The 22,448-nt window shown below is 71.1% G+C and carries 28 protein-coding genes; 13 read left to right on the top strand and 15 right to left on the bottom strand.

The genetic code is table 11. The features are described from left to right. Positions 1 to 86 precede the first annotated feature (86 nt). Positions 87 to 578, top strand: a complete 492-nt coding sequence (locus tag J7E22_RS13065) for a 2'-5' RNA ligase family protein (protein ID WP_251009112.1) — start codon at positions 87 to 89, stop codon at positions 576 to 578. A 74-nt stretch (positions 579 to 652) separates the two neighbouring features. Here the strand turns inward: J7E22_RS13065 and J7E22_RS13060 are convergent, their stop codons facing one another. The 6 genes from J7E22_RS13060 to J7E22_RS13035 all read right to left on the bottom strand — a co-directional run bounded on the left by J7E22_RS13060 (position 653) and on the right by J7E22_RS13035 (position 5,415). Beyond that, a complete protein-coding gene (locus tag J7E22_RS13060) occupies positions 653 to 1,900 on the bottom strand; it encodes an FAD-binding protein (RefSeq protein ID WP_214982250.1) in 1,248 nt (415 codons plus the stop codon). A 30-nt stretch (positions 1,901 to 1,930) separates the two neighbouring features. After that, positions 1,931 to 2,533: a cation diffusion facilitator family transporter gene (locus J7E22_RS13055; RefSeq protein ID WP_214982248.1), complete on the bottom strand. Its 603-nt coding sequence runs from the start codon at positions 2,531 to 2,533 to the stop codon at positions 1,931 to 1,933. A gap of 78 nt (positions 2,534 to 2,611) precedes the next feature. Further along, positions 2,612 to 3,706 (bottom strand): YihY/virulence factor BrkB family protein, encoded by a 1,095-nt coding sequence (locus J7E22_RS13050; protein ID WP_214982246.1) that lies wholly within the window; start codon positions 3,704 to 3,706, stop codon positions 2,612 to 2,614. A gap of 155 nt (positions 3,707 to 3,861) precedes the next feature. Then, positions 3,862 to 4,206, bottom strand: coding sequence for a cupin domain-containing protein (locus J7E22_RS13045; RefSeq protein WP_214982244.1), 345 nt, complete (start codon positions 4,204 to 4,206; stop codon positions 3,862 to 3,864). Positions 4,207 to 4,304: 98 nt separating this feature from the next. Next, positions 4,305 to 4,730 (bottom strand): hypothetical protein, encoded by a 426-nt coding sequence (locus J7E22_RS13040; protein ID WP_214982242.1) that lies wholly within the window; start codon positions 4,728 to 4,730, stop codon positions 4,305 to 4,307. Between the two features lie 148 nt (positions 4,731 to 4,878). Next, positions 4,879 to 5,415, bottom strand: a complete 537-nt coding sequence (locus tag J7E22_RS13035; protein WP_214982240.1) for a hypothetical protein — start codon at positions 5,413 to 5,415, stop codon at positions 4,879 to 4,881. A gap of 158 nt (positions 5,416 to 5,573) precedes the next feature. Here J7E22_RS13035 and J7E22_RS13030 point away from each other — a divergent pair, with 158 nt between their 5' ends. The 3 genes from J7E22_RS13030 to J7E22_RS13020 all read left to right on the top strand — a co-directional run bounded on the left by J7E22_RS13030 (position 5,574) and on the right by J7E22_RS13020 (position 7,294). After that, entirely contained in the window at positions 5,574 to 6,299 is a 726-nt protein-coding gene (locus J7E22_RS13030; RefSeq protein WP_214982239.1) for a potassium channel family protein, read from the top strand. A gap of 82 nt (positions 6,300 to 6,381) precedes the next feature. Next, positions 6,382 to 6,891 carry a GNAT family N-acetyltransferase gene (locus J7E22_RS13025; protein WP_251009139.1) on the top strand — a complete coding sequence of 170 codons (510 nt, stop codon included), beginning with the start codon at positions 6,382 to 6,384 and terminating at the stop codon, positions 6,889 to 6,891. Positions 6,892 to 7,021: 130 nt separating this feature from the next. Then, positions 7,022 to 7,294: a cbb3-type cytochrome c oxidase subunit I gene (locus tag J7E22_RS13020; protein WP_214982235.1), complete on the top strand. Its 273-nt coding sequence runs from the start codon at positions 7,022 to 7,024 to the stop codon at positions 7,292 to 7,294. 64 nt (positions 7,295 to 7,358) lie between these two features. Here the strand turns inward: J7E22_RS13020 and J7E22_RS13015 are convergent, their stop codons facing one another. Both J7E22_RS13015 and J7E22_RS13010 read right to left on the bottom strand, forming a co-directional pair. After that, on the bottom strand, positions 7,359 to 8,012 hold the full coding sequence (locus J7E22_RS13015; protein ID WP_214982234.1) for a hypothetical protein: 654 nt from the start codon (positions 8,010 to 8,012) through the stop codon (positions 7,359 to 7,361). A 129-nt stretch (positions 8,013 to 8,141) separates the two neighbouring features. Next, a complete protein-coding gene (locus J7E22_RS13010) occupies positions 8,142 to 8,735 on the bottom strand; it encodes a TetR/AcrR family transcriptional regulator (RefSeq protein WP_214982231.1) in 594 nt (197 codons plus the stop codon). 87 nt (positions 8,736 to 8,822) lie between these two features. On the opposite strand from J7E22_RS13010, the gene J7E22_RS13005 reads away from it, so the two are divergent. After that, the gene (locus J7E22_RS13005) at positions 8,823 to 9,248 is read left to right on the top strand and encodes a nuclear transport factor 2 family protein (protein ID WP_214982229.1); all 426 of its coding nucleotides are present in this window, start codon (positions 8,823 to 8,825) and stop codon (positions 9,246 to 9,248) included. A gap of 46 nt (positions 9,249 to 9,294) precedes the next feature. Next, the gene (locus J7E22_RS13000) at positions 9,295 to 10,050 is read left to right on the top strand and encodes an MBL fold metallo-hydrolase (protein WP_214982227.1); all 756 of its coding nucleotides are present in this window, start codon (positions 9,295 to 9,297) and stop codon (positions 10,048 to 10,050) included. Positions 10,051 to 10,139: 89 nt separating this feature from the next. On the opposite strand, the gene J7E22_RS12995 is transcribed toward J7E22_RS13000, so the two are convergent. The 5 genes from J7E22_RS12995 to J7E22_RS12975 form a co-directional block, all read right to left on the bottom strand. Continuing rightward, complete coding sequence (locus J7E22_RS12995; RefSeq protein WP_214982226.1) at positions 10,140 to 10,583, bottom strand: anthrone oxygenase family protein; 444 nt, start codon at positions 10,581 to 10,583, stop codon at positions 10,140 to 10,142. After that, positions 10,580 to 11,179, bottom strand: coding sequence for a TetR/AcrR family transcriptional regulator (locus tag J7E22_RS17995; RefSeq protein ID WP_214982224.1), 600 nt, complete (start codon positions 11,177 to 11,179; stop codon positions 10,580 to 10,582). Before J7E22_RS17995 ends, J7E22_RS12995 begins: the two co-directional genes overlap by 4 nt. Before the next feature lie 80 nt (positions 11,180 to 11,259). Then, positions 11,260 to 11,697 carry a VOC family protein gene (locus tag J7E22_RS12985; protein WP_214982223.1) on the bottom strand — a complete coding sequence of 146 codons (438 nt, stop codon included), beginning with the start codon at positions 11,695 to 11,697 and terminating at the stop codon, positions 11,260 to 11,262. Between the two features lie 54 nt (positions 11,698 to 11,751). Beyond that, positions 11,752 to 13,230, bottom strand: a complete 1,479-nt coding sequence (locus J7E22_RS12980; RefSeq protein ID WP_214982222.1) for an MDR family MFS transporter — start codon at positions 13,228 to 13,230, stop codon at positions 11,752 to 11,754. Between the two features lie 142 nt (positions 13,231 to 13,372). Then, positions 13,373 to 13,654, bottom strand: coding sequence for an acylphosphatase (locus tag J7E22_RS12975; RefSeq protein ID WP_251009111.1), 282 nt, complete (start codon positions 13,652 to 13,654; stop codon positions 13,373 to 13,375). A gap of 104 nt (positions 13,655 to 13,758) precedes the next feature. On the opposite strand from J7E22_RS12975, the gene J7E22_RS12970 reads away from it, so the two are divergent. The 6 genes from J7E22_RS12970 (at position 13,759) to J7E22_RS12945 (ending at position 19,840) form a co-directional block, all read left to right on the top strand. Further along, positions 13,759 to 14,481, top strand: a complete 723-nt coding sequence (locus tag J7E22_RS12970; RefSeq protein ID WP_214982220.1) for an NUDIX domain-containing protein — start codon at positions 13,759 to 13,761, stop codon at positions 14,479 to 14,481. An 8-nt stretch (positions 14,482 to 14,489) separates the two neighbouring features. Beyond that, positions 14,490 to 15,779 carry a quinolinate synthase NadA gene (gene nadA / locus J7E22_RS12965; RefSeq protein ID WP_214982218.1) on the top strand — a complete coding sequence of 430 codons (1,290 nt, stop codon included), beginning with the start codon at positions 14,490 to 14,492 and terminating at the stop codon, positions 15,777 to 15,779. Beyond that, entirely contained in the window at positions 15,779 to 17,428 is a 1,650-nt protein-coding gene (locus J7E22_RS12960; protein ID WP_214982216.1) for an L-aspartate oxidase, read from the top strand. The genes nadA and J7E22_RS12960 overlap by 1 nt, the downstream gene beginning before the upstream one ends. Next, the gene (gene nadC / locus J7E22_RS12955) at positions 17,425 to 18,297 is read left to right on the top strand and encodes a carboxylating nicotinate-nucleotide diphosphorylase (protein ID WP_214982214.1); all 873 of its coding nucleotides are present in this window, start codon (positions 17,425 to 17,427) and stop codon (positions 18,295 to 18,297) included. The genes J7E22_RS12960 and nadC overlap by 4 nt, the downstream gene beginning before the upstream one ends. Positions 18,298 to 18,301: 4 nt before the next feature. Beyond that, positions 18,302 to 19,447: a cysteine desulfurase family protein gene (locus J7E22_RS12950; protein WP_214982212.1), complete on the top strand. Its 1,146-nt coding sequence runs from the start codon at positions 18,302 to 18,304 to the stop codon at positions 19,445 to 19,447. Positions 19,448 to 19,549: 102 nt separating this feature from the next. After that, on the top strand, positions 19,550 to 19,840 hold the full coding sequence (locus J7E22_RS12945) for a hypothetical protein (RefSeq protein WP_214982210.1): 291 nt from the start codon (positions 19,550 to 19,552) through the stop codon (positions 19,838 to 19,840). Positions 19,841 to 20,084: 244 nt separating this feature from the next. Here the strand turns inward: J7E22_RS12945 and J7E22_RS12940 are convergent, their stop codons facing one another. Both J7E22_RS12940 and J7E22_RS12935 read right to left on the bottom strand, forming a co-directional pair. Continuing rightward, positions 20,085 to 21,203, bottom strand: coding sequence for a glutamate--cysteine ligase (locus tag J7E22_RS12940; protein WP_214982208.1), 1,119 nt, complete (start codon positions 21,201 to 21,203; stop codon positions 20,085 to 20,087). Continuing rightward, positions 21,200 to 21,679 (bottom strand): MSMEG_6728 family protein, encoded by a 480-nt coding sequence (locus J7E22_RS12935; protein ID WP_214982207.1) that lies wholly within the window; start codon positions 21,677 to 21,679, stop codon positions 21,200 to 21,202. Before J7E22_RS12935 ends, J7E22_RS12940 begins: the two co-directional genes overlap by 4 nt. 121 nt (positions 21,680 to 21,800) lie before the next feature. Between J7E22_RS12935 and J7E22_RS12930 the strand changes: the two genes are divergently transcribed. Beyond that, complete coding sequence (locus J7E22_RS12930) at positions 21,801 to 22,397, top strand: NAD(P)H-dependent oxidoreductase (RefSeq protein WP_214982205.1); 597 nt, start codon at positions 21,801 to 21,803, stop codon at positions 22,395 to 22,397. Positions 22,398 to 22,448 lie beyond the last annotated feature (51 nt).

Genomic DNA, 22,448 nt, shown 5'->3' with positions numbered 1-22,448 from the left:
CGAGTGTGTCGGGCCACCCGACACGGTGCGAGTTGCGTTCCGCCGTGTTACATCGGTCGCACGGCACCGCTTGGTTGACTCGGGTGGTGCGCAGCATCGAACTCGTCCTCGACCCAGCGTCGGACGCCGCGGTCCGGTCGGCCTGGTCCGCCCTGGTCGACGCGGACCTGCCGAGTCTCGGCCGATCGGGGACGAACAGCCCGCACGTGACGCTCGCCGCCGGGCCGGAGCTGCCCGTGCCGGCGGCGACCCCGGTGCTGTTGCCGTCGACCATCCGGCTCGGCGGGGTCCTGCTGTTCGACGCCGGAGCCGGGCGGCACGTCCTGGTCCGCGCCGTGGTCGTCGACCGGGCGCTCGCCGCCTTCCACGAGGCCGTGCACGCGGTGGCTCCGGGAGGACTCGAGACCTCGCTGCCCGGCCGGTGGTCACCGCACGTGACGCTCGCCCGCCGGGTCCGCGACGAGGACCTGCCCCGAGCGCTCGCGGCGCTCGCCGTCGCACCGCTGCCCGAACTGCTCGCCGTCGGCGGGGTGCGCCACTGGGACGGGGAGACGAAGACCGTCACTGCGCTCGCGTGACCGGTCTGTGGGAGGGGAGGCGTGCCTCCAATCCGGACCGTCCGTCTGGCTCCGTCGGCCCGCACCGGTCCTGGTCAGACGCCGAGGACGCGCTCGCCGAAGGCGGACGCGAACTTCCGCTCCGGGTCGCGGCGTGCGACCAGCGCGCGGAACGCGGGCAGCTCCGGGTAGAGCGCGTCGATCGCCCCGACGTCGAGCGAGCTCATCTTGCCCCAGTGGGGGCGGCCGCCGAAGGGAGCGAGTCGGGCTTCGAGGTCGGGCAGGAGTGCCGCGACCTCGACCGGGTGCTTCCGCCACGTGAAGGCGATGCAGAGGACGTCCTCGCCCTGGGTGGGGCTGAGCCAGAACGGGTCCGCGGCCATGGTCCGGAGCTCGGACACGTGCAGGTGCGGCTGGATCCGGTCGGCCATCCCGCGGAGCGCGTCGAGCGCCGCCGCAGCGTGCCGGAGCGGGACGAAGTGCTCGCTCTGCACCTCGGAGCCGACGGAGGGCGTGCCACCGATGGGGAAGTGCGGCAGCCGGTCCCACCACGGCCCGACCGAGCCGTCACGCGCGGTGTGGTGGTGGTCTCCCGGGACGCCGGGGAGCCGCGGTGCCCCGAGCACGTCGTCCGGCACGTCCACGTCCGCAGCTCCGTCCGGGACGCGCGACTTGACGAGGACCTCGCGGACGGTGTCGCCGAAGTCGGTGAAGGCCCCCACGGAGTACCCGGCGGCGAAGGCCGTCGCCGCGTCGTCAGCGAACCTGCGCCACGGGATCGGCCCGTAGCTGTCCTGCCGCATCCGGTACGACGGCTGGACGTCGACCGTGACCCGGGTGACGATGCCGAGCAGCCCGAGGTGCAGGACCGCCCCGAGGTGGTCGGCATCGCCACGCCGGATCGTGGACGTCTCGCCGTCCGGGCCGAGTACCTCGAGCGCGGTGACGGCGGTGCTCAACGAGCCCAGGGCCGTGCCGGAGCCGTGGGTCCCCGTGGCGATCGCACCACCGATGGAGATGTGCGGCAGGGAGCCCGTGTTGTGCAGGGCGACCCCGGCGGCGTCGAGGTCCGGGGCCACCAGGCCGTAGCGGGTCCCCGCGCCCATGGTCGCGGTGCGCCGGTCATCGGCCACCACGAGGTCCGTGGGGATCCCCGTCAGGTCGAGCAGGACGCCGGGGGTGTCGGCGACGTCGTTGAAGGAGTGCCGGGTGCCGAGGCCGTGCACGCGGGGGGAATGGGCGACGAGGTCGGCGGCCTCGTCGATCGACCGGGGGCGGACGACCTGCTCGGCGGTGTACGTGACGGTGCCGGACCAGTTCAGTTCGCTCTCCGTCGATCGCATGGGGCCCACGATGCCACGTTCGGGTGACCGCTAGTCGTCGGTGTGGAGGTCTGCTCCTCGGAGCCCAGCGACGGCTTGGATCGCGAGTCGTGTGCCGGCGACGCCGATGACCGCGGCGAGGACGAGCGCGAGGGCCGGGTCAAGCCAGAAGGTGCCGCCCGTGACGCAGATGAGGATCCCGGCGACGAGCACCCCAGCTGCCGCCGCGGCGTCTCCGAGGGTGTCGACGAGGACGGACTTCATGTGGAGGTCCTCGCGATGCGCCGACAGCCCGAGCACGAGGGCGCCAGCGACCATCACGACCACGGTGATCAGCGCGATCACGGCCATCGGCAGTCCGAGCACCGCTGGAGCGCCGCGTCGGAGCCGCAGGAACGCTTCGACCGCGACGGTGACGGCCACGGCGATGAGCAGGGTGGCGTTGAGCAGGGCGACGACCGCGATCGGGCGCTTCGCGCCCGGCCGGTGAGGGTCGCGGTCACGGAGGCTCACCGCGATCAGCCCGAGGACCAGGGCGACCGAGTCGGCGAGGGTGTCCCCGGCCGCTGCCAGGACGCCCACCGAGTCGGCAGTGATCCCGACGGTGACGAGGCCCCCGATCAGGGCGAGGTTCATGGCGAGCACGACCGCCAACCGGCGACGCTGGCTGTGGCGCGGAGGCGCCGAGGACGTGTGCTCCGCGGTTTCACGATCGGTGGGGCGCACCGCGGATCAGTGACGCGTGGATCGGGCGTCGCTCGTCGGGGTGTCGCTCGGCTGGGCGTCTGGTTTCCCGAACCGGAGGCGGAGGGCACGGCCCTTCTGCACGGCGGCCCGTTCCTGCTCGTGTCGCTTCACCGTGGCACGGTCGTCGCGCACGGGCAGCTGGAGTTGCTCCTCGGCAGCGATGCCCGACTGCAGCTCTCGTCCCCGCTCGGCCTCGGAGTCGAACTCCGCACCGAACAGGACGGCCAGGTTGATGATCCACAACCACAGGAGGCCGACGATCACCCCACCGATCGCACCGTACGTCTTGTTGTAGTGCGAGAAGTTCGCCACGTAGAAGCTGAACGCGAGCGAGGCGAGTGCCATCAGGACCAGGGCGATGACCGCGCCGAGGCTGATCCAACTGAACTTCGGCAGCTTCACGTTGGGCGTCGCGTAGTACAGCAGCGCGAGCATCACGACGGCCAGCACGACGAGGACGGGCCAGCGGGCGATGTTCCACACCGTCACCGCCTGGTGGCCGAGGCCGATCGCACCGCCGATCGTCTCTGCGATGGGTCCCGCCACGACGAGGAGCAGGCCCATGAGCGCGACGAGGACCAGGAGGCACACCGTGGTGATGAGCATGATCGGGAAGTAGGTCCAGATCGGGCGGCCCTCTTCGACCTCGTAGATCCGGTTCATCGCCCGGGAGAGCGCGCGCACGTACCCCGACGCCGACCACACCGCGACGGCGAGCCCCACGATCAGGGCGATCCCCGCGCTCGGCGACGCGACGAGTGTCTCGATCGGACCCTTCAGCGTCGCGTCGGCCCCGGGCGCCACCGTGTCGGCGATGTTGAGGAGCGCCGAGGTCGTGCTCTTCGCCTGCCCGACCAGGCCCAGGAGCGCGACGAGGGCCAGCAGCGCGGGGAACACCGACAACACCGCGTGGTACGTCAGGACGGCCGCGAGGTCGGTGCACGTGTCCCAGATGAACTCCTTCCACGCCTTCCCGAGCGTGTACCGCCAGGTGGGGCGTTTGAGGTCGGTCGGGCTCTCGACCGCGCCGTCGTCGCCGGGGCCGTTCCCGCCCGCGCGCGCTGGTGTCGTGGTGCTCACGACCGGTCACCCGTGGTTCGGCACGCTCGGCCGGGCCGGAGTCGTTTTGTCCGCATGAGAGGTTCATACACACTCGGCGAACCCAGGGCACACAGATGTCCGCAGGAGGACCGGTTGCCCCCAGCCCCGGTCGGACGCGGACCGAGACAGCCCGGTCAGGCCTGCGAGGTGAACTCGATCTCAGGAGGTGCACCATCGGCGAGGAGGAAGTAGCCCAGGAACACGACGTCCTCAGCCGAGGTGTCGAACTTCGACACGACGACCCCGGCGGGCTCGTAGAACACGTCGCCTGCGCGGAGCGTGGTCGCTGTCCCGTCGCCGATCTGGAACGTGACCGATCCCTTCTCGATCGTCCCGAAGACCGGCCCGTTGTGGATGTGCGCGCCGCCCGTGGTGCCGGCCGCGATCGAGATTCGTCGCACCTCGACGTGTGCGACGTCCATGCCGCCACCGAGCGGTTGATCGAGAAGCGTCGAACGCGTGATCGGCGATGCAGTCATCTCCGCAGCCTGCCATGGTCGACCAACCTTCCGCGGGACCGCTGCGACGCGAAGCGGGCGCAGCGGACGTGACCGTCCGATGCAGCGTCGGGGTCAGATCACGTGTCGAGCCAGGTCTGGAGCTGTTCGCGGATCCGGCTGAGGTCCGCATTGGTGGGGCCGATCAACGGCGACTGCTGCGGATCGAAGGCGTTGACGAGCGTCTCACGAGGGATCCCGTCCGAGTCCCGCCAGTCGATCGACGGGAATCGGTGGACCGTCATGATGCGGTGGCGCGGGATCCGCGTCGAGAAGAGGTAGTCCCGCACGACCAAGGCATCGCCCCACAGCTCGATGCGCGCACGCACCCCGCGAACCAAGACGAGCACCGCGGTGGCCACCAACGCCGCACTCACTGGCCAGAGGGTTCGGGCCGCGAGGAGCACTGTGACAGCGACCGCAACTGCGACCGCCGAGGCGACCTGCAGCAGGAGCCGAGCACGGGGCGGAACCAGGATGATCTGGGGACGCGGGACATCGGTCACGGAGACAACCATGCAGGACGGAGCAGCAGCACGCACATCTCAGCGGCCGCGTTCGGGAGGCAGGCGGGGTATCGAGCAGCGCCGGGTGCCGGGACCGTCCCTTGGCAGATCGGCCACCGGCCTGTTGCGCTGCTTGCGCCCGGCCGCTCTACCGCAGGCCCTGGGGCGGCGCTGTTGCGCCGTCCTTCGGGGCGGTGCTCCGCCGCGCAGCTCGGCGCAGCACGGTGATCGCAGCGCCTCCGGCGAGCGTGGTGACCACCCCGAGCGCCATCCCGCTGGTCGAGCCCGCCCCGTAGTTCGACCACGGCAAGCCCAGCGCCCACTGGGCCACGGGGCCGAGGACGAGAAGCACGCCGGCCGGGCCGGCCACGACCAGCAGTGCCCGCGAAGCGCTCCAGGTGGGGTGCAGCAACACGACGATCCCGGCCACGGCTGCGACCGCCAACGCGCCGTAGATCCATGACGAGCCCGACATCCTCCAGCCGTCATGCGCGAACCAGTCCTGGACCCCGCGAACAGTCCGTGCCCACGCGTGGCGCCCCGAGCTGTTGTGCGTCGAGGAGATGATCGGCAACGGCCACCCGATGACGGCGAGGAGACCGGCTACCGCACCCACGACTCCGAGCAGCACCATCCACACGCGCGGCCCGACGACGGGCTCCACGTCGAAGTCCGAAATGCTCATCTGGCGCAGGTTACCGGGCGGGGGAACGAAGCGTCACGGCACCTCGGCCCGACGCAGAGGGAACGCTGTCCCGATGACCGATCGTCCACCGGAGACGAGCGACTCCACAGCGGCGATTGGTGCTCGAGGTGGCGGGGCGGGAGCGTTAGCGTTCCGGCATGAATTGGACGCAGGAGCGTTGGTCGGGTCGGACGCAGTGGCCGCTTGCTGTCGCCGCGACGGCGTTCCTCGCCGCGTACGCGGTCGAGGTGCTCGCAGATCCACGGGGTGGGTTGCTGCTGGTGTGTGAGTTGGTGATCAACATCACGTGGGTGATGTTCATCGTCGACTACGTCGTCATGCTCATGCTCGCGGAGCAGCGTGGGCGGTGGTTCGTGCGGCACCTCTTGGACCTCGCCGCGATCGCGCTGCCGTTCCTCCGTCCGTTGCGGTTGCTTCGTCTCGTGCAGCTGTTCCAGGCCTTGCATCGCAGTGGCGGCGCCGCGGTGCGTGGTCGGGTGTCGGTGTACGTGGTGGTCACGACGGTGTTGCTGGTGTTCGTGTCGGCGCTTGCGATGTACGACGTCGAACGGCACGCGCCGGGAGCGACGATCGTGTCCTTCGGGGACGCCCTCTGGTGGGCGCTCGTCACGATCACCACCGTCGGCTACGGCGACCTCACACCCGTCAGTGTGGAGGGGCGATTCATCGCCGCGGGCGTGATGATCAGCGGGATCGCGCTGCTCGGTGTGGTGACGGCGACGATCGCGAGTTGGATCATCGACCAGGTCGGTCGCCGTGAGGACGACGCGCAGACCGCGACACGACGCGAGCTCCGAGAACTCACTGCCGAGATCCACGCGCTCCGCGATGAACTCGAACGCCGCTCCGTGCGCGAGGACTGACCCGATCGCGAACTCACGCAGCAAGCTCGTGTCTGGTCGAGAGTGGATCGCCGATCGCGATGCTTCGCTGTGATACTTGGACATGCTCGAGTTGGTGAGACCGCAGGTCGGGATGTACGAGGCGTGGTCCGAAGCCCACGAAGAGTGGGGGCCGGGCCCGCACGAGGACGGGTTCGGGATCACCGAAAACGACGACCTCGGCAACGAGGACGATTTCCGAATCTGGGTGGGCCGGCTGAACGCCCGGCCGGGGGCGCTCTGGTGGGTCGTCGAGGACGGGCGCGTCCTCGGTGGGATCGCACTTCGCGCGCCGGGCGATGCGAGCGTGCAGCGGTTTGGTCACGTCGGGTACGGGATTCGTCCATCCGCACGCGGTCGTGGCGTGGCGACGTGGGCGCTCGGCCAGGTGCTTGCGCACGCATCCCGCGTCGGCATCGACCCGGTCCTGGTTGTCTGCCGCGATGACAACGCCCCCTCGATCGCGACGTTGGAGCACTACGACGCCACCCTCCTGTCGACCGAGCTCCGCGGGGGCGTTGAGCTGCGCCGATACGGCATCTCCAAGTCGCATCGGCGTCCCGGAGAGCGATAGGCCATACAGATGCTCCTTGGACACGTACCAGGCCGAGAAGACCACCTCGACGAGCCCGACCCCGACCAGCGCCCAGAGCTCAGAGCTCAGGGGCGTTCTCGTCCGTGGCTCGTCCCGTTAGGGTCCAGTCATGACCCGGCGTGACCATCTGACCTCTCGACTCGTGCTGGCCGCTGCCCTGGCAGTGATGGTCGTCGGCATCGTCATCCTCGCTGTTGCTGCGTCACGACCTGTGTCCTCCGGATGGTTCGCCTACGCGCCTCTTTCCGGCACGACCTTCACGGCAGCGGGTGTGCACGTCCTCTCGACCGCGAGCCTCGTCGGCGCAGGAGTGGTCGTCGTCGGATTGCTCTTGCTGGCGGGTTGGCTCGGGTATCGACAGGGTGCGCGCCGGAGGTCCTGAGGGCCGCTCCTGGAGGCGATCGCCCCTGCACAGCGATGCGCCGGGAGCGAGCATGTCCTTGTGTTCAGCGGTGCGTGCCGGCCGTGGGTTGCGCTACTTCTGCGAAGTCGCGGAGGACATCGTCCAGCCGATCCCGGCCCATGAGCGTGATCCCGCCGAATCGCCTCCGGAGCGCAAACCGAAGTTGATGTCCCTCCCCGAGGTTGAGGACCGCCACGGCGATGACTGCTCGTCCTTGCGGCATCAGGTCGGTGGAGGTCGAGACCACTCGCTCCCACGGAACGGTGAGCACCGGGACGACCGATTGCGGCTGCCACAACTCCATGCCGTGCTCGTCGACTGCCCAGACGACTGATCGTGGTGTCGGGGCGGACGGGCTGAGCGCACGAAGGCTCCGCAGGAGCGTGTGGTTGCTGACCGCGCCAGGGAGTGCAAGTGCGCGTGGTCGGTGCGTCTGGACGAGCGCGAGCGTTGCTCGGTCACGGCGGGCGATGCCGATGATCAGCGGCGCTCCGATGCACCCTGCGACTCCAGCGGTGATGCCGTACATCAGGCAGATCACAGCCCAGTCCGGGATGTCGTTCGGGCCTGGTCCGGTGAATGCGCCCCACGCTCCTGCCAGCAATGCAGCCACCCCGGTCACCGCGAGCACCACGAACACGACGTCCGTGTGCACCGCCCTGCTCGGCACGATGGCCCCGCCCCGTTGCTGTGTCATTGCCCCTCCCAGTGCCGTCGGAAGTCTCGCACATGGTTTCGCGCGCAAGGCGCGACGGTCGGGCCGATGGTCGGCCTCTCGCGTGCTCTGTGCCGCTGCACTTCCCTCGTCGGCGACCACGAGGAGCGGTCAGAGCGACGCGAGCTCGTCGAACGCCGCACGAGTCTCGGCGCCGAGATGCTCGGGACTCGTCGCCCGACGTCGGGCTGTCTGGTAGCAGGCCAGCGCGACCTGGCTGGCGAACACGGCCGTGGACGCTGTCGTTCCCCGTTCCACGAGGAGCATCGTGAACCGCTCGGCGATCAGCTGCGTCTTGAAGGCATCGTGGGCGCGCAGTTCGGGGTGCTTGTCCACCAACTCGTAGTGGAGGGCGTAACCGGCGATGTCGGCAGCCGCGTGGTCGCAAAGGGCGACGACGATGGTTCGGAGCTGCGCGACGGCCTCGGCTGCGGTACCGGCCGCGCCGACGGGCTCGTCCGCCGCCACTCGGGTGATCCGGTCGAGCATCTCCTCCTCGTGGGCGAAGACGACCTCGGCCTTGTCGCCGAAGTACCGGAAGAACGTGGTGCGCCCAACGTCAGCTCGAGCGGCGATGTCCGTGACGGAGACGTCGTCGTAGCCCTTCGCGGCGAACAGCTCGTCAGCGGCGTCGATGATGCGCTGCTGGACGAGACGTCGCTTCCGCTCTCGGAGCGTCTCACCATCCGGAATGCTCTGCGACACGGACTGAGCCTACCGCTGTCGGAACTCCGCCCCGACTGGTACTGAGTGTGTTACGGTACCGAGTACCAAAACCGAGAGGGACAGCGCATGCTCACCACCCAGGACCGTCTCGACATCAGCGAGACTCTTGCGCTCTACGCTGCCATCGTGGACACGAACCAGCTCGATCGGCTGGACGACCTGTTCGAAGCGGATGCGGTCTACGACATGACCGCCACCGCGAGCGGCATCGGAGCCATCGAGGGGATCGAGGCGATCCGCGCCGCAGCGGGGCGGCTGGCGGCAAGTGAGCACGCACCACTTGCCCACTTCGTCACGAACATCATCGCGACGAGCGACGGTGACGCTCGTGCGACGGCACAGTCCCGAGGGCTGATGATCATGGCCGACGGCTCGATCCAGGCCGTGTCCCACGATGACGAGCTTCGACGCCGTGACGGGCGGTGGCGCATCGGTCGTCGGGTCATCACGCCACTCGGAGTGCCCACAGCCGGAGCGGTGGACCACCGGTGACCTCGTCGACGCCCACGCTGACTGCCCACCGAGGAACGGAACCGTCATGACCGAGGCACTCGCCGTCACCCGCGTCACGCACAGCTGTCACCTGATCGAGATCGGAGGACTCATGGTCCTCACCGACCCGTGGTTCTCGGAGAAGGCCTTCTACCACCCAGGTGAACCGATCGCCTTCCGACCAGAGGACCTGCCACACCTCGACGCCGTCGTGATCAGCCACGAGCACTACGACCACTGCGACCTCGATGCGTTCCAGCGGTACCCCGACAAGGACGTCCCGATGATCGTCGCGGGCCCCGTCGTCGAGAAGGCGCGGAAGGCCGGCTTCACGAACGTAACCCCGCTCGAGGCGTGGGAGGCCACGCGTGTCGGAGACCTTACGTTCCACGCTGCCCCCGGTGAACACGGCGTGCACGAGGTCACGTACGTCATCGCGGGCGGCGGTCGCAGCGTGTACTTCGCCGGCGACACGCTCCTCACCCCGGAGCTGCGAACGCTGACCGATCGATTCGGTCCCCTCGACCTGACACTGCTGCCGGTGAACGGCCTCCACATCCGCGTGGCGGGGAACAAGCAGGTCGTCATGAACGCCGAGGAGGCCGCGGAGCTCACGGCGGTCCTCCGCCCGAAGCTGGCGATCCCGCAGCACTACGCGTTCACGGCCGGTCCGATCGGTGACCGCTTCATCCTGAAGAGCGACCGGGACCCGACGATCTACGTCGAGGCGGCTCGGCGGCTCGTCCCGGAGGTCCCCGTCCGCGTGATCGCACCGGGAGAGCGCGTGGTCATTCCCGTCTGAACGCCCACGGCCCCCTGAACCGTCGCGGCCTGGCACGAGCCGAGCCGAGTCGTCCGGTGCCGAGCCTTGCCGTCCCGACCGGGGGCGGGTCAGCCGAGCTGTGCGACGAGGGCGACGGTGAAGAGCACGAACCCGACACCGGCCGCCGTGGAGCGGAGCACGTCGATCCGTTCCCACTTCCGGACGGTCTGCTTCCAGTTCGCCGGCGGCGCGGCCGGGTCCCAGTCGTTGACGCCGATGTTGATCGGCACCGTCCCGAGGAACGACGCCAGGACGAACACCACCAGGGAGACCATCCCCCCGATCCGCCACGGCGACCAGTCGGCCACGACGACCGCGATCGAGGCCAGGACGGCGGAGACGATGAGGATCGGGACGACGACCTTGAGGGTCTTGACCAGCGCGATCCGCGTCCGGACGTGCACGTCGTCGGGCAGTCTCGAGATGGCCCGCTGGACGCCCCACCGGACGATGAACTCCTCGCCTGCCAGCAGCCCGACCAGGACAAGCTGGACGACGAGCAACACGTTCATCGCGCGGCTCGGACTTCGCGGACGAGCGCGCGGGCCGCGCGGTGGGCAGCGGCGACGATGTGGGCGTCCGCGGCGTCCCCGGAGTCCCCGGCGTCCGGGGCGTGCGCAGCGGCCTGGACCGCGGCGTTGATGCTCAGGATCGCCATCCGCACCAGCAGTGCGTCCTCGGGGCCGAGGGCCGGCGGCAGTCCCACGAGCTCGTCCGCGAACGCCCGCAGCGAGCCACCGATCCGGTTCCCGTTCGCGTCGGAGAGCGTCCGGGTGAGCAGGGGGTTGGCGTTCATGAAGCGCGTTGCTCGGAGCTTCTCGACGGTGAAGGTCCCGACCCACCGCAGCACCGCGTCCTCGAGCAGCTCCGGCGTCTGCGGTTGCTCCCGGAGCCAGGCGAGCAGGTGCTCGACCTCGGTCCCACGGTCGTCGAACAACGACTGCAGGATCGCTTCCTTGCTCGGGAAGTAGTAGTAGAGCGAGGCCTTGTTGATGCCGACCGCTTCCGCGATCTCGCGCAGCGACGTCGCCTCGTACCCCTGCCTGGTGAACAGGTCGAGTGCGACCTGTTGGACGCGCTCCCGTGTTGCGGTCCCTCGCTGCGTCATTCCGTGCCTCCTGCGATCGTCGGTCGAGAGGCAGTCTACCTACCGTTTGGTAGGTAACGCGAGAGGTCTCGCGGATCTCCCTACCGAGCGGGACCAGTCGGCGCGACGAAGATGCAGAACGGGTGCCCTGCAGGGTCCCGGAAGACGACGAGCGGTTCGTCCTCGTCGTCCGAGCGGTCCAGCAGCTCCTCCGCGCCGAGATCCCGGGCGCGCGCTCGCTGCCGCTCGAGCGCAGCGGCGGACTCGACGGTCAGGTCAAGGTGGAGCATCTGCGGCGGGGTACCGGTCGGCCACCGCGGTTCCGGCATGTCGGGTGCGAGCTGGAACGCCAGGCGCCGGGTGCCGTCGTCATCGGTGAGGACCAGCCAGTCGGGTTCCGCCACCTCGGTCGGATCGGGCGCATCGCCGTCCCGGTACCGGAGGCCCAGGAGCCTCCGGTAGAACTCCGCGAGCGCTCGCGGCGCTGGTGTGTCCAGGACGGTCTGCAGCAGACGCGGGACGTCAGGGGATGCGGGCATGCCCTTGTCTACCGCCCGAGGAGTCGTGCCGCCGAGGGGTCCAGCCGTGGTGCGTCAGTGCATCGAGGGCGCGGCCGCGCCCTCTGGTGCGTCGGGGCGGCGCACCATCGACGACGCGACGATCCCGAAGAGCGAGATCACCGCGCCCCACAGGAACGCCGAGTGCACGCCGGCTGCGGTCGCGGCGGCCACACTGGAGGCGCGCCCACCGGTGGCAGCGGCGGTCGCGCCGATCGTCAGGAGCGTGACGAACAGGGCGGTGCCGGCAGCGCCGGCGAGCTGCTGCGCCGTCCCGAGGACCGCGCTGCCGTGCGAGTACAGCCGAGGTGGCAGGCCGCCGAGTGCCGCGGTGAACAGCGGGGTGAAGGTGAGCGCGAGCCCGATGCTCAGCACGACGTGGGCGACGAGTACGAACCACACGCTCGTGTGGACGGTGATCGTGGAGAGCGCCCAGAGCACGGCGCTGACGAGGATCGAGCCCGGGATGAGCAGCAGGCGTGGCCCGCGGCGGTCGTAGATCCGGCCGACGACCGGGGACAGCAGGCCCATGATCAGGCCACCGGGCAGCAACAGCAGCCCGACGTTCAGGACTTCCAGCCCGAGGACCCGCTCCAGGTAGATCGGCAACAGGATGAGCGTGCCGAACATGGCCATGAAGCTGATGCCCATGGCGACGATCGGGATCGTGAAGCCGCGGGTCTGGAACGTGCGGAGGTCGAGCAGTGCCCGATCGCCCCGCTGCAGTCGGGTCTGCCGGACGATGAACACGGCGAGGGCGACCACGCCGACGACGAGCGAGGTCACCGGGACGGCCGGTCCGGTCGTGGCGATCTCGGCGATGCTCGACAGGCCGTAGACGATCCCGCCGAACGCGAAGGCGGAGAGCACCACGGACAGCACGTCGATCGGCGCCTTCCGCGGCGTCGAGACGTTGCGGACCTTCACCATGCCGAGCACCAGCGCGGCCAGTGCGATGGGCAGCACGAACCCGAACAACCAGCGCCACGAGAACGCGTTGAGGATGAGACCTGAGATCGTCGGGCCGATCGCGGGTGCGACCGAGATGACGATCGAGATGTTGCCCATGATGCGGCCGCGGTGCGCGGGCTCGATCAGCGTCAGGACGGTGGTCATCAGCAGCGGCATCATGATCGCCGTGCCGCTGGCCTGCACGATCCGGCCGACGAGCAGCACGATGAAGCCCGGCGCGAGCACGGCGATCAGTGTGCCGGCGGAGAACAGGCTCATGGCCCAGACGAACACCGGCCGGGTGTTGAACCGCTGCAGCAGGAACCCGGTGATCGGGATGACCACGGCCATGGTCAGCAGGAAGCCGGTGGTGAGCCACTGCCCGGTGGCCGCGCTGATGTGCAGGTCGTCCATCAGCCGGGGCAGCGCGACGCCCATGATCGTCTCGTTGAGGATCACGACGAACGCGGAGACGAGCAGGAGCCCGATCACCAGTCGTGTCTCGGCGGGGGAGGGCTGGGTCGCGCTCCCGGTCCGGGGTGCGGCGGCGACGGACTGGGTCATGGGGGCTCCCGGGAGGTGGCGACGTGCTCGGAGGTCTGGTGCGCGGGACCCGCGGACACTGAGGTGTGCGGAGCGCATCCAGGGCAACGGCCTGAGTGGATTCGATTATTCCGCCCCGCCCGGACAACGCGCCAGAGTCGGCTCAGTGCAGGATCGCGAACCCCTCGACGTCCCCGTGCGGCACGACCGGTCGCATCGAGACGTCCGTGACCGTCGCCGAGGGCGGCCCCGTGCGGATGAACTCCATGAGCGCGTCGACCGCGGCGGAGGGGCCCTCGGCCTCCACCTCGACGGTGCCGTCGAACAGGTTGCGTGCGTACCCCGTGAGCTCCAGCCCGTCGGCCTTCCTGGCGGTCCAGTACCGGAAGCCGACCCCCTGGACCGTTCCCGACACGACGGCGTGCATCCTCGTCACCGTTGTCATGTCGCTCAATGTAGGCGCGGCCCGCACCGGCCAGTTTTCGGCGCTGTTTCCGTCTCGTGAAACCCGGTGATAGTGTCATCCCAACCCGAACACTTCGAGTCACCATGACACTTACTGACGAACTCCCCATCCGCGTCGCGGTCTCCACCGTGATCGTCGCGCTGCGCCCGCACCCGGACACCGGTGCGCCCGCGCTGTGGATGCCCCTGGTCCGACGGGTCGCCGAGCCGTACGAGGGATCGTGGGCGCTGCCCGGCGGGTGGGTCCGCCCGGACGAGGGGCTCGAGGACTCGGCGGCCGCCCGACTGCTCGAGACGACGAACGTCCAGCCGCGCTACCTCGAGCAGTTGTACGCGTTCGGGGACGTCGACCGCTCCTCGACCCGGGTCGTCTCGATCGTCTACTGGGCCCTCGTTCACCCGGACGAAGCCAGCTCGGTCCCCGACGACTGGAACGTCCGCTGGTTCCTCGCCGACGAGCACCCGCCCCTGGCCTTCGACCACGACCGCATCGTCGAGTACGCGCTCTGGCGCCTGCGCAACAAGATGTCGTACTCCCGCATCGCCCAGGCGTTCCTGGGGGACCGCTTCACCCTCGCCGAACTCCGCGGCGTGTACGAGGCCGTGCTGGGCCGCACGCTCGACCCGGCGAACTTCCGACGGCAGATCGCACAGTCCGACGCCGTCCTGCCCACCGACGAGACCACGAGCGGGGACCGCCACCGGCCGGCCCGGCTCTACCGCTCGAACCCCGACCTGGCGTACGCCGACAACGGCCCGCTCACCCCCGCCCACCCCGCGTCCGGCGCGGGCCTGCCCACCCGATAGGAACCACCGTGTCCATCGCGACGACCATCGAGCTCATCTCCAACGGCGCTGCCGCCGGCAGCACCTGCACGCCGGACCTCGCCGTGCCCACCTGGGACTTCGACGCCCGCCCCGGCTACGGCCCCGGCTCGTCCATGTCGGACGTCATCCCGACGAGTGCCCCGCGGCAGGGCGTGCTCCCCGACGAGTACAAGACGGCTTCGGTGGACGAGCTCCACGCGCGCATCGAACGGGCGAAGGCGACGCTGGGGGACCGCGTGGTCGTCCTCGGGCACTTCTACCAGCGCGACGAGGTCGTCCGGCACGCCGACTTCCTCGGCGACTCGTTCCAGCTCGCCAACGCCGCCCTCACGAAGCCCGACGCCGAGGCGATCGTGTTCTGCGGCGTCCACTTCATGGCCGAGACCGCTGACATCCTGGCGCGTGACGAGCAACGGGTCATCCTGCCGAACCTGGCCGCCGGGTGCTCGATGGCCGACATGGCGGACATCGACAGCGTCGAGGCGGCCTGGGCCGAACTCGCCGCGCTCTACGGCACCGAGCCGGACGCCGACGGCCGCGTCCCGGTCATCCCCGTGACCTACATGAACTCCGCCGCCGACCTCAAGGCGTTCTGCGGGCGGAACGGCGGGATCGTCTGCACGTCGTCGAACGCGGCCACCGTCCTCGAGTGGGCGTTCGAGCGCGGGCAGCGCGTGCTGTTCTTCCCCGACCAGCACCTCGGTCGGAACACCGCGAAGGCCATGGGCATCAGCACGGACCTGATGCCGATGTGGAACCCGCGGCTGGCCGGGGGCGGCAACACCGCCGCGGAACTCGGCGCTGCCAAGGTCATCCTGTGGAACGGGTTCTGCTCGGTGCACCGCCGCTTCACCGTCGACCAGATCGAGCAGGCCCGCCGCGAGCACCCCGGCGTGCAGGTCATCGTGCACCCCGAGTGCCCGATGGCCGTGGTGGACGCCGCTGACGTGGCGGGGAGCACCGACCTGATCCGGAAGACCATCGCCGCCGCGACCGAACCGACGACCTTCGCGATCGGCACCGAGATCAACATGGTCAACCGGCTCGCCGCCGAGTACCCGCAGCACACGATCTTCTGCCTGGACCCCGTCGTCTGCCCGTGCTCCACGATGTACCGGATCCACCCGGGCTACCTCGCGTGGGTGCTCGAGGCCCTGGTGCAGGGGGAGGTCCTCAACGAGATCGTCGTGCCCGCCGACGTGCAGGCCGACGCCAAGGTCGCCCTCGAGCGCATGCTCGCCGCGAAGCCCCGGCCGCTCGCAGCCACCGGCCGCTGATGCACGTCGTCGTCGTGGGGTCCGGGATCGCCGGGCTGACCGCCGCCATCCGCGCGAGCGCCCGGCACGACGTCACGCTGGTGACGAAGGGGGCGCTCGCCGACGGGGCGACCCGGTACGCCCAGGGCGGGATCGCCGTCGCGCTCGGGGCCGACGACAGCGCCGCACTGCACGTCGCCGACACCCACGTCGCCGGGGCCGGGAGCGCCGACGCCCGAGCGGTGGAGCTCCTCTGCACGGACGGCCCGGCGCGGGTGCGGGACCTGCTCGCGCTCGGCGTCCCGTTCGACCGCACCACCGACCCGCGCAGCATCGACCAGTACGGCGACGACCTCGCCCGTGGTCGCGAGGCCGCGCACAGCCGGTGGCGTGTCGTGCACGCCGCGGGGGACGCCACGGGAGCCGCGATCGAGCGCACCCTCGTCGACGCCCTGCACCGCCGGCACGTGACGATCCTCGAGCGCACCTGCCTGACCGACCTCGTCGTCCGGGACGGGGCGGTCGTGGGGGTCGACGTGCTCGACCTGCTCGGCGAACCGCAGCGCATCGACGCGGACGCGGTGCTCCTCGCATCGGGGGGCGCCGGACACTTGTACCGCGAGACGACGAACCCCCTGGTCGCGACCGGTGACGGTGCGGCCGCGGCCTGGCGAGCGGGTGCCGTCCTGGCCGACCTGGAGTTCGTGCAGTTCCACCCGACGCGTCTGGCCGTCCCCGGTGGCGGGCTGCTGTCCGAGGCGGTCCGCGGCGAGGGAGCCGTGCTCCGTGACCGACTCGGCCGCCGGTTCATGCCGGCCGTACACCCCGACGCCGAGCTCGCACCGCGGGACGTCGTCGCCCGGGGGATCGCGCGCGCGATGCGGGAACAGGACGGCGAGCCGGTGCTCCTCGACGCCACCGGACTCGACCCGGCGTTCCTGGTCGGCCGGTTTCCGGGGCTGACCCGGGCGACGCGGGCCGCCGGCTTCGACTGGACCCGTGAGGGCGTCCCCGTCGCCCCGGCCGCGCACTACACGATGGGTGGGGTCGCGACCGACGCGGAGGGGCGGGCCAGCCTGCCCGGGCTGTTCGCCATCGGGGAGGCCGCGTGCACCGGCGTCCACGGCGCGAACCGGCTGGCGTCGAACTCGCTGCTCGAGGGGCTCGTCTTCGCGATCCGCGCAGCGGACGCGCTGGACACGCCCCGGCCGGCCCGCCTGCGGCTGCGCGGTGACGTGGACCTCGCCGTGACGGCGGTGCCGGTCCCCGGGGAGCCGGGTCGTGCCTCCAGGCCGCCCGTCGCGACGAACGCGACCCACCAGGCGGACCGGCCGGGAGGCGCGGATCACCGCACCCGGACCTCGCCCGTCCGCCAGGCGGTCCAGTCCGTCATGACCGACCGGGTGGGCCTGCTGCGCGACGCCACGGGCCTGGCGGACGCCCGACGGGCCCTCGACGCACTCGCCGTGCCCGAGCCGCACACCGTGCACGACCACGAGGACCGCGCCCTGTTCGACCTGGCCCGGCTGGTCGTCCTCGCCGCCGACACCCGCACGGAGTCCCGTGGCGCCCACGCTCGCACCGACCACCCGACCACCGACCCCGGAGCACCCGCCTCCTACGCGTGGGTCGCCCAGCACGCCCCCGTCTCCCAGGAGGTACCCGCATGACCACCGATCCCGGAACCATCCCGCCGCACGCCCTCCGCCGCGTGATCGAGACCGCGCTCGAGGAGGACGCGCCCTGGGGCGACGTCACGAGCGAGACGCTCATCCCCGCCGAGGCGACGGCCACCGCCACGCTGACCGCCCGCGAGGCCGGTGTGCTCAGCGGCGTCGACGTCTTCGTCGCGGCCATGCACGCCGTGGACGCGTCGATCGGCGCCGTCGTGCACGTCGCCGACGGCAGCCGGTTCGAGCCGGGCGAGGTCCTCGCGACGGTGACCGGCCCCGCCCGGTCGGTGCTCCGTGCCGAGCGCGTCGGCCTCAACCTCGTGCAGCGCCTGTCGGGCATCGCGACGGCCGCCGCCCGCTACGTCGCCGCGGTCGACGGCACCGCGGCCCGCATCGTCGACACGCGGAAGACCACCCCGGGTCTCCGTGCGCTCGAGCGGTACGCCGTGCGGTGCGGCGGCGGTCACAACCACCGGAACTCGTTGTCCGACGCGGTCCTCGCCAAGGACAACCACCTCGCGGTCCTCCTCGCGGCCGGGGTCCCGATCGGCACCGCGATCCGCGACGCCCGTGACCGACTCGGTCACACCGTGCACGTCGAGGTCGAGGTGGACCGCATCGACCAGATCGAACCGGTCGTGTCCGCCGGCGTCGACACGATCATGCTCGACAACTTCACCCCGGAGCAGCTGGTCGAAGGGGTCCGCGTGGTGGCCGGCCGGGCGCTGGTCGAGGCCTCGGGCGGCGTGTCCCTCGAGACCGTGGCCGCGATCGCCGCGACGGGCGTGGACGTCATCTCCGTCGGGGCGCTGACCCACTCGGCCCGGGCCCTCGACCTCGGACTCGACATCGACGTCGCGGTCTGAGCCCGTGTTCTACCTCGACCGCGCGGCGACGACGCCGGTCCGCCGCGAGGTTCTCGAGGCGATGTGGCCGTACCTGACCGGCACGTTCGGCAACCCCTCGTCGACGCACGGGGTGGGGGACGCGGCCGCGCGGGGCCTCACCGCTGCACGGGCCGACGTGGCGCGGGCGCTCGGGTGCCGCCCGGGTGAGGTCGTGTTCACCGCCGGGGGCACCGAGGGCGCGAACACCGCCGTCAAGGGCATCGCGCTCGCCGCACCCCGCGGTCGCCACGTCGTGACGAGCGCGATCGAGCACGAGGCCGTGCTCGAGAGCTGCCGGTACCTCGAGCGGTTCCACGGGTTCACGGTCACGGTGCTCCCGGTCGACGCCGAAGGACGGATCGCGCCCGAGGTCCTCGCGGACGCGCTCCGGCCGGACACGACCCTGGTGTCGATCGCGCACGCGGACAACGAGATCGGGACCGTGCAGGACATCCCCGCGCTCGCGGCCGTCGCGCACGCGGTCGGCGCACGGTTCCACACCGACGCGGTGCAGTCGGCTCCGTGGCTGCCCGTCGGGCTCGACGTGCTCGGGGTCGACGCGGTGTCGTTGTCCGGGCACAAGGCCGGCGCCCCGAAGGGGACCGGCGTGCTGGCCGTCCGCTCAGGTGTGCCGCTCGAACCACTGGTCCACGGCGGCGGGCAGGAACGCGGTCGGCGATCGGGGACCGAGGACGTCGCCGGAGCGGTGGCGGTCGCGACGGCCCTGGTGCTGTCGGCCCGGGACCGTCCTGCTGCCGCGGCGGCCGCGACGGCGACGCGCGACGCCGTGCTCGACGGGGTGCTCGCGGCGGTCCCCGGCGCGGTCGTGACGGGGTCCCGCGCCCACCGGCTGCCCGGGCACGCGTCGTTCTGCTTCCCGGGCGTGCACGGCGAGACCGTGCTGCTCGAACTCGAACAGCGGGACGTCGTGTCCTCGTCGGGGAGCGCGTGCGCGGCGGGGAGCACCGAGGCATCGCACGTCCTCACCGCGCTCGGACTGTCGCCGGAGGTCGCTGCGTCCGCGGTGCGCCTGACCTTCGACGCCTCGTTGGAGCCCGCGGACGTGCCCCTCGTCGTCCGCTCCGTGGCGGACGCGGTGGCGACGGTCGTGCGGCTCGGGAGCGCCTGACACGACTGTTTCCCGGGGGACGGGGTGTACTAGACGTTCTACTCCATGAGTGGGGGCGTGTCCCCCCTTTTGCGGACCAGCGTCGTCCGGAAGAGTGTCCACATGGCAAACGTGATGACGACCCGGATCCGACAGGAGGACCGGTTCCGTGCGGTCCAGCTCCTGCCGGCCCCCGCGACCGTCCTCGCGCTCGTCCTGGCCGCGCAGCACGACCTCGGCTCCGCCCCCCTCGGGCTGATCGCCGTCGTCGGAGCACTCGCGACGATCGGGAGCGCCCTGCTCCCGATGGTCCACCCGGCGGCCGACCGAGCACCGTTGCGCGCCACCGACTCCCCGTCGATGCCCGCGCCGGCTGAATCGGACCGGTACCGAGAGGACACCGAACACCCTTGAGGACCAGCACCGCCGACTCCGACCCCACGGAGACGCGGTGCGCTCAGCCGGATGCCTCCCTGAATCGGCATCCGGCTGCGGGACACGATGTTCCCCTGTCGTCGTGTTCCGCAGAACCCGCGATCCGTCGTGGGCGCGGACCCCGCTACCCCTGAGCGGTGTCCAACCCCTGGTGCCCACGACGGACCGCGGCCTGCGTGACCCCTGGACCGCGGCCTGTGTCACCCGCGGACGGTGAGCTGCGTCACTCTCCGGTGGCCCGGCGTTCCACGAGCGCGGACCGGTAGAGCTCGCGGAGTGCGCCCCGCCCGCCGGTCCGGACGGCCTGCCGCTGTCGTTGCGCGCCCGTGCCCTCGAGCCGGATCCGCGCGACCACCCGGTGCACGGCCTCCCGGTCACCGTTCGCGGTGAGGGCGTCGTCGACCGCGGCGAGGAGCGCGTCCACCACGTCGTCGGCGGGGTGCATCAGTCCGTCGCGCGGGTCGAGCAGCGTCCCGCCGACCCCGTCCCGGGCCGCGTGCCAGAGCGCGGCGTCGAGCAGTTCGGGCGGGACCTCGAGCGGTGCCCGTCCGTCCCGGGCGTCCTGCACCGCCGTGTCCACCAGCGCGCGGACGAGTGCGGCGTACAGGAGCGTCGAGTCGACGTCGAGCTGCGCGTCGGCCAGGCGCACCTCGACGGTCGGGTGGAACTCCGCCAGGCGCGCGACCCACCACACCATCTTCGTGTCGGAGATGCCCCCGATCCCGACGAGCCGGTCGATCCGGTCGCGGTAGTCGCCGGCGTCCCGGAAGACCGGCGGTGCACCCACCGTCGTCCACCGACGCATGTGCACGGCCCGCCACGAGGCGAACCCGGTGTCGGCACCGCGCCAGTACGGCGAGTTCCCGAGGAGTGCGAGCAGCGGCGGCAACCATGCCCGGAGGCCGTTCAACGCGATGATCCCCTCGTCGGGGGAGTCGATGCCGACATGCACGTGGGTCCCGCTGATCAGGTGGTCGGTCACCAGCCCGCGGAAGTCGTCCTGCACCCGGTGGTACCGGGGATCGGACGTGATCGCGGGCCAGCCGTCGGTCATGAACGGTGTCCCCACGGACGCCACGACCACGCCGTGCGCCTCGGCCGCCCGTGCCAACCGCGACCGGAAGGTGGCGAGGTCCGCCGCCGCTTCGGACAGGCGGCGGAACACCGGCGTCGAACGCTCGATCTGCGCCTCGAGGAACTCGTGCGCGACGAACGCGCTGGTCCGCCCGACCCCGGCGAACTCGTCACGGACGCGCGCGCCGACGGGAGCCGGTGTCAGGGCATCACCGTGCAGGAAGAAGTACTCCTCCTCGACCCCGAAGGTCCGGGGACCGGCGGTCATCCGGCCGACCCCGCGGGAGCGGCGGACGGGGCGGCGGTGCCGGGCCAGACGTAGTCCAGGTCGTCGGGGACGTCCGGGAAGAGCGGCCGGTAGTGCTCTGGTGCCTTCTGCACGAGCTTCGACCGGTGCGAGCGGTGCACCGCCTCGTCGTGGTTCCACGCGGGCACCGGGAAGTCACCGCGCTCGTAGGCCGCGAGGTCCTCGGGGACCCGGCCGAGGTCGAGCAGGGTCTTCGCCAGGCACGTGTCCGCGTACCCGCGGGCGGTCCACGCCCGACAGGTCGCGTCCTGGTACGCCATCAGCGCCGCCCGGTAGCCGCGCCACATCGCGACCACCGGATGGTGCTGCCAGCCGTAGTCGGGCAGGGTCAGGGCGCGCATCACCTGGAGCGTCTCGACACGTTGCTTCCCGAGTCGCCGGTCGTCGAGGACCTCGGCGGAGGCGCGGAAGTCCGCGTACGGCAGGAACGTCTGCATGCGCCGGACGGTACCCGGAAGCGCTGGACGGCGGACACCGGCCCCTCCACGCGCACGGAGCGCCCGACACAAGTCGTCACAACCCGGCGGCCGGTCCGAGCCGCGTGTGAGCATCGTCGGCATGAGCGGAGAACTCGTCGTCGGTGTCAGTGGCAGCCCGTCCGACCCGTCGCGGACGTCCACCCTCGTCGCCGCGACCGTCGCCCGGCTGGCGGAGGACCTGCCCGGCGCGCGCACCGAGACGGTCGAGATCGGGCCGCTCTTGGCCGACCTCGGTGCCGCACCGACCCGCGAGCAGATGTCCGACCGCACCCGACGCGCCCTCGAGACCGTCGAGGCCGCGGACGTGCTCGTCGTCGGGAGCCCCGCGTTCCGTGCCGCGTACTCCGGTGCCTTCAAGCTCTTCTTCGACTGGGTCGGGCAGTACGACCTCGTCGACACCCCGGTGCTGCTGACGGCGACCGGGGGGAGCGACCGGCACGCGCTGCTCGTCGAGCACCAGATGCGGCCGCTGTTCGGGTTCTTCCAGTCGACCACGCTGCCCCTCGGCGTCTTCGGGAACGAGCGCGACTTCACCAAGCACGACGGCGGGTACGACATCGCCAGCGTCGACCTCGAACTCCGCATCGACCAGGCGGTCCGACGCGCCATCCCGCTCATCCGCGGCGGGTTCGCGACGGCCGATGCGGCCGACGTCCGCCGTCCTGCGGACTTCTGAGCCGACCACACGGCGGACGGGAGGCGCGGTGCGAGTCCGCCCCGCGCCTCC

Source organism: Curtobacterium sp. ISL-83 (assembly GCF_018613895.1).
In the GTDB taxonomy this organism is placed as follows: Bacteria; Actinomycetota; Actinomycetes; order Actinomycetales; family Microbacteriaceae; genus Curtobacterium.
Note: the sequence above shows the minus strand (reverse complement) of the source record. Positions and strands in the feature narration are given on the sequence as shown.

Coding starts and splice junctions, on each gene's coding strand:
- J7E22_RS13060 (WP_214982250.1), bottom strand. CDS start 1,900: ATGCGATCGACGGAGAGCGAACTGAACTGGTCCGGCACCGTCACGTAC.
- J7E22_RS12935 (WP_214982207.1), bottom strand. CDS start 21,679: ATGCAGACGTTCCTGCCGTACGCGGACTTCCGCGCCTCCGCCGAGGTC.
- J7E22_RS12930 (WP_214982205.1), top strand. CDS start 21,801: ATGAGCGGAGAACTCGTCGTCGGTGTCAGTGGCAGCCCGTCCGACCCG.
- J7E22_RS12940 (WP_214982208.1), bottom strand. CDS start 21,203: ATGACCGCCGGTCCCCGGACCTTCGGGGTCGAGGAGGAGTACTTCTTC.
- J7E22_RS13045 (WP_214982244.1), bottom strand. CDS start 4,206: ATGACTGCATCGCCGATCACGCGTTCGACGCTTCTCGATCAACCGCTC.
- J7E22_RS13005 (WP_214982229.1), top strand. CDS start 8,823: ATGCTCACCACCCAGGACCGTCTCGACATCAGCGAGACTCTTGCGCTC.
- J7E22_RS12975 (WP_251009111.1), bottom strand. CDS start 13,654: ATGACAACGGTGACGAGGATGCACGCCGTCGTGTCGGGAACGGTCCAG.
- nadC (WP_214982214.1), top strand. CDS start 17,425: ATGACCACCGATCCCGGAACCATCCCGCCGCACGCCCTCCGCCGCGTG.
- J7E22_RS13015 (WP_214982234.1), bottom strand. CDS start 8,012: ATGACACAGCAACGGGGCGGGGCCATCGTGCCGAGCAGGGCGGTGCAC.
- J7E22_RS13020 (WP_214982235.1), top strand. CDS start 7,022: ATGACCCGGCGTGACCATCTGACCTCTCGACTCGTGCTGGCCGCTGCC.
- J7E22_RS12995 (WP_214982226.1), bottom strand. CDS start 10,583: ATGAACGTGTTGCTCGTCGTCCAGCTTGTCCTGGTCGGGCTGCTGGCA.
- J7E22_RS17995 (WP_214982224.1), bottom strand. CDS start 11,179: ATGACGCAGCGAGGGACCGCAACACGGGAGCGCGTCCAACAGGTCGCA.
- J7E22_RS12980 (WP_214982222.1), bottom strand. CDS start 13,230: ATGACCCAGTCCGTCGCCGCCGCACCCCGGACCGGGAGCGCGACCCAG.
- J7E22_RS13030 (WP_214982239.1), top strand. CDS start 5,574: ATGAATTGGACGCAGGAGCGTTGGTCGGGTCGGACGCAGTGGCCGCTT.
- J7E22_RS12945 (WP_214982210.1), top strand. CDS start 19,550: ATGGCAAACGTGATGACGACCCGGATCCGACAGGAGGACCGGTTCCGT.
- J7E22_RS13025 (WP_251009139.1), top strand. CDS start 6,382: ATGCTCGAGTTGGTGAGACCGCAGGTCGGGATGTACGAGGCGTGGTCC.
- J7E22_RS12985 (WP_214982223.1), bottom strand. CDS start 11,697: ATGCCCGCATCCCCTGACGTCCCGCGTCTGCTGCAGACCGTCCTGGAC.
- J7E22_RS13035 (WP_214982240.1), bottom strand. CDS start 5,415: ATGAGCATTTCGGACTTCGACGTGGAGCCCGTCGTCGGGCCGCGCGTG.
- J7E22_RS13000 (WP_214982227.1), top strand. CDS start 9,295: ATGACCGAGGCACTCGCCGTCACCCGCGTCACGCACAGCTGTCACCTG.
- J7E22_RS12960 (WP_214982216.1), top strand. CDS start 15,779: ATGCACGTCGTCGTCGTGGGGTCCGGGATCGCCGGGCTGACCGCCGCC.
- J7E22_RS12970 (WP_214982220.1), top strand. CDS start 13,759: ATGACACTTACTGACGAACTCCCCATCCGCGTCGCGGTCTCCACCGTG.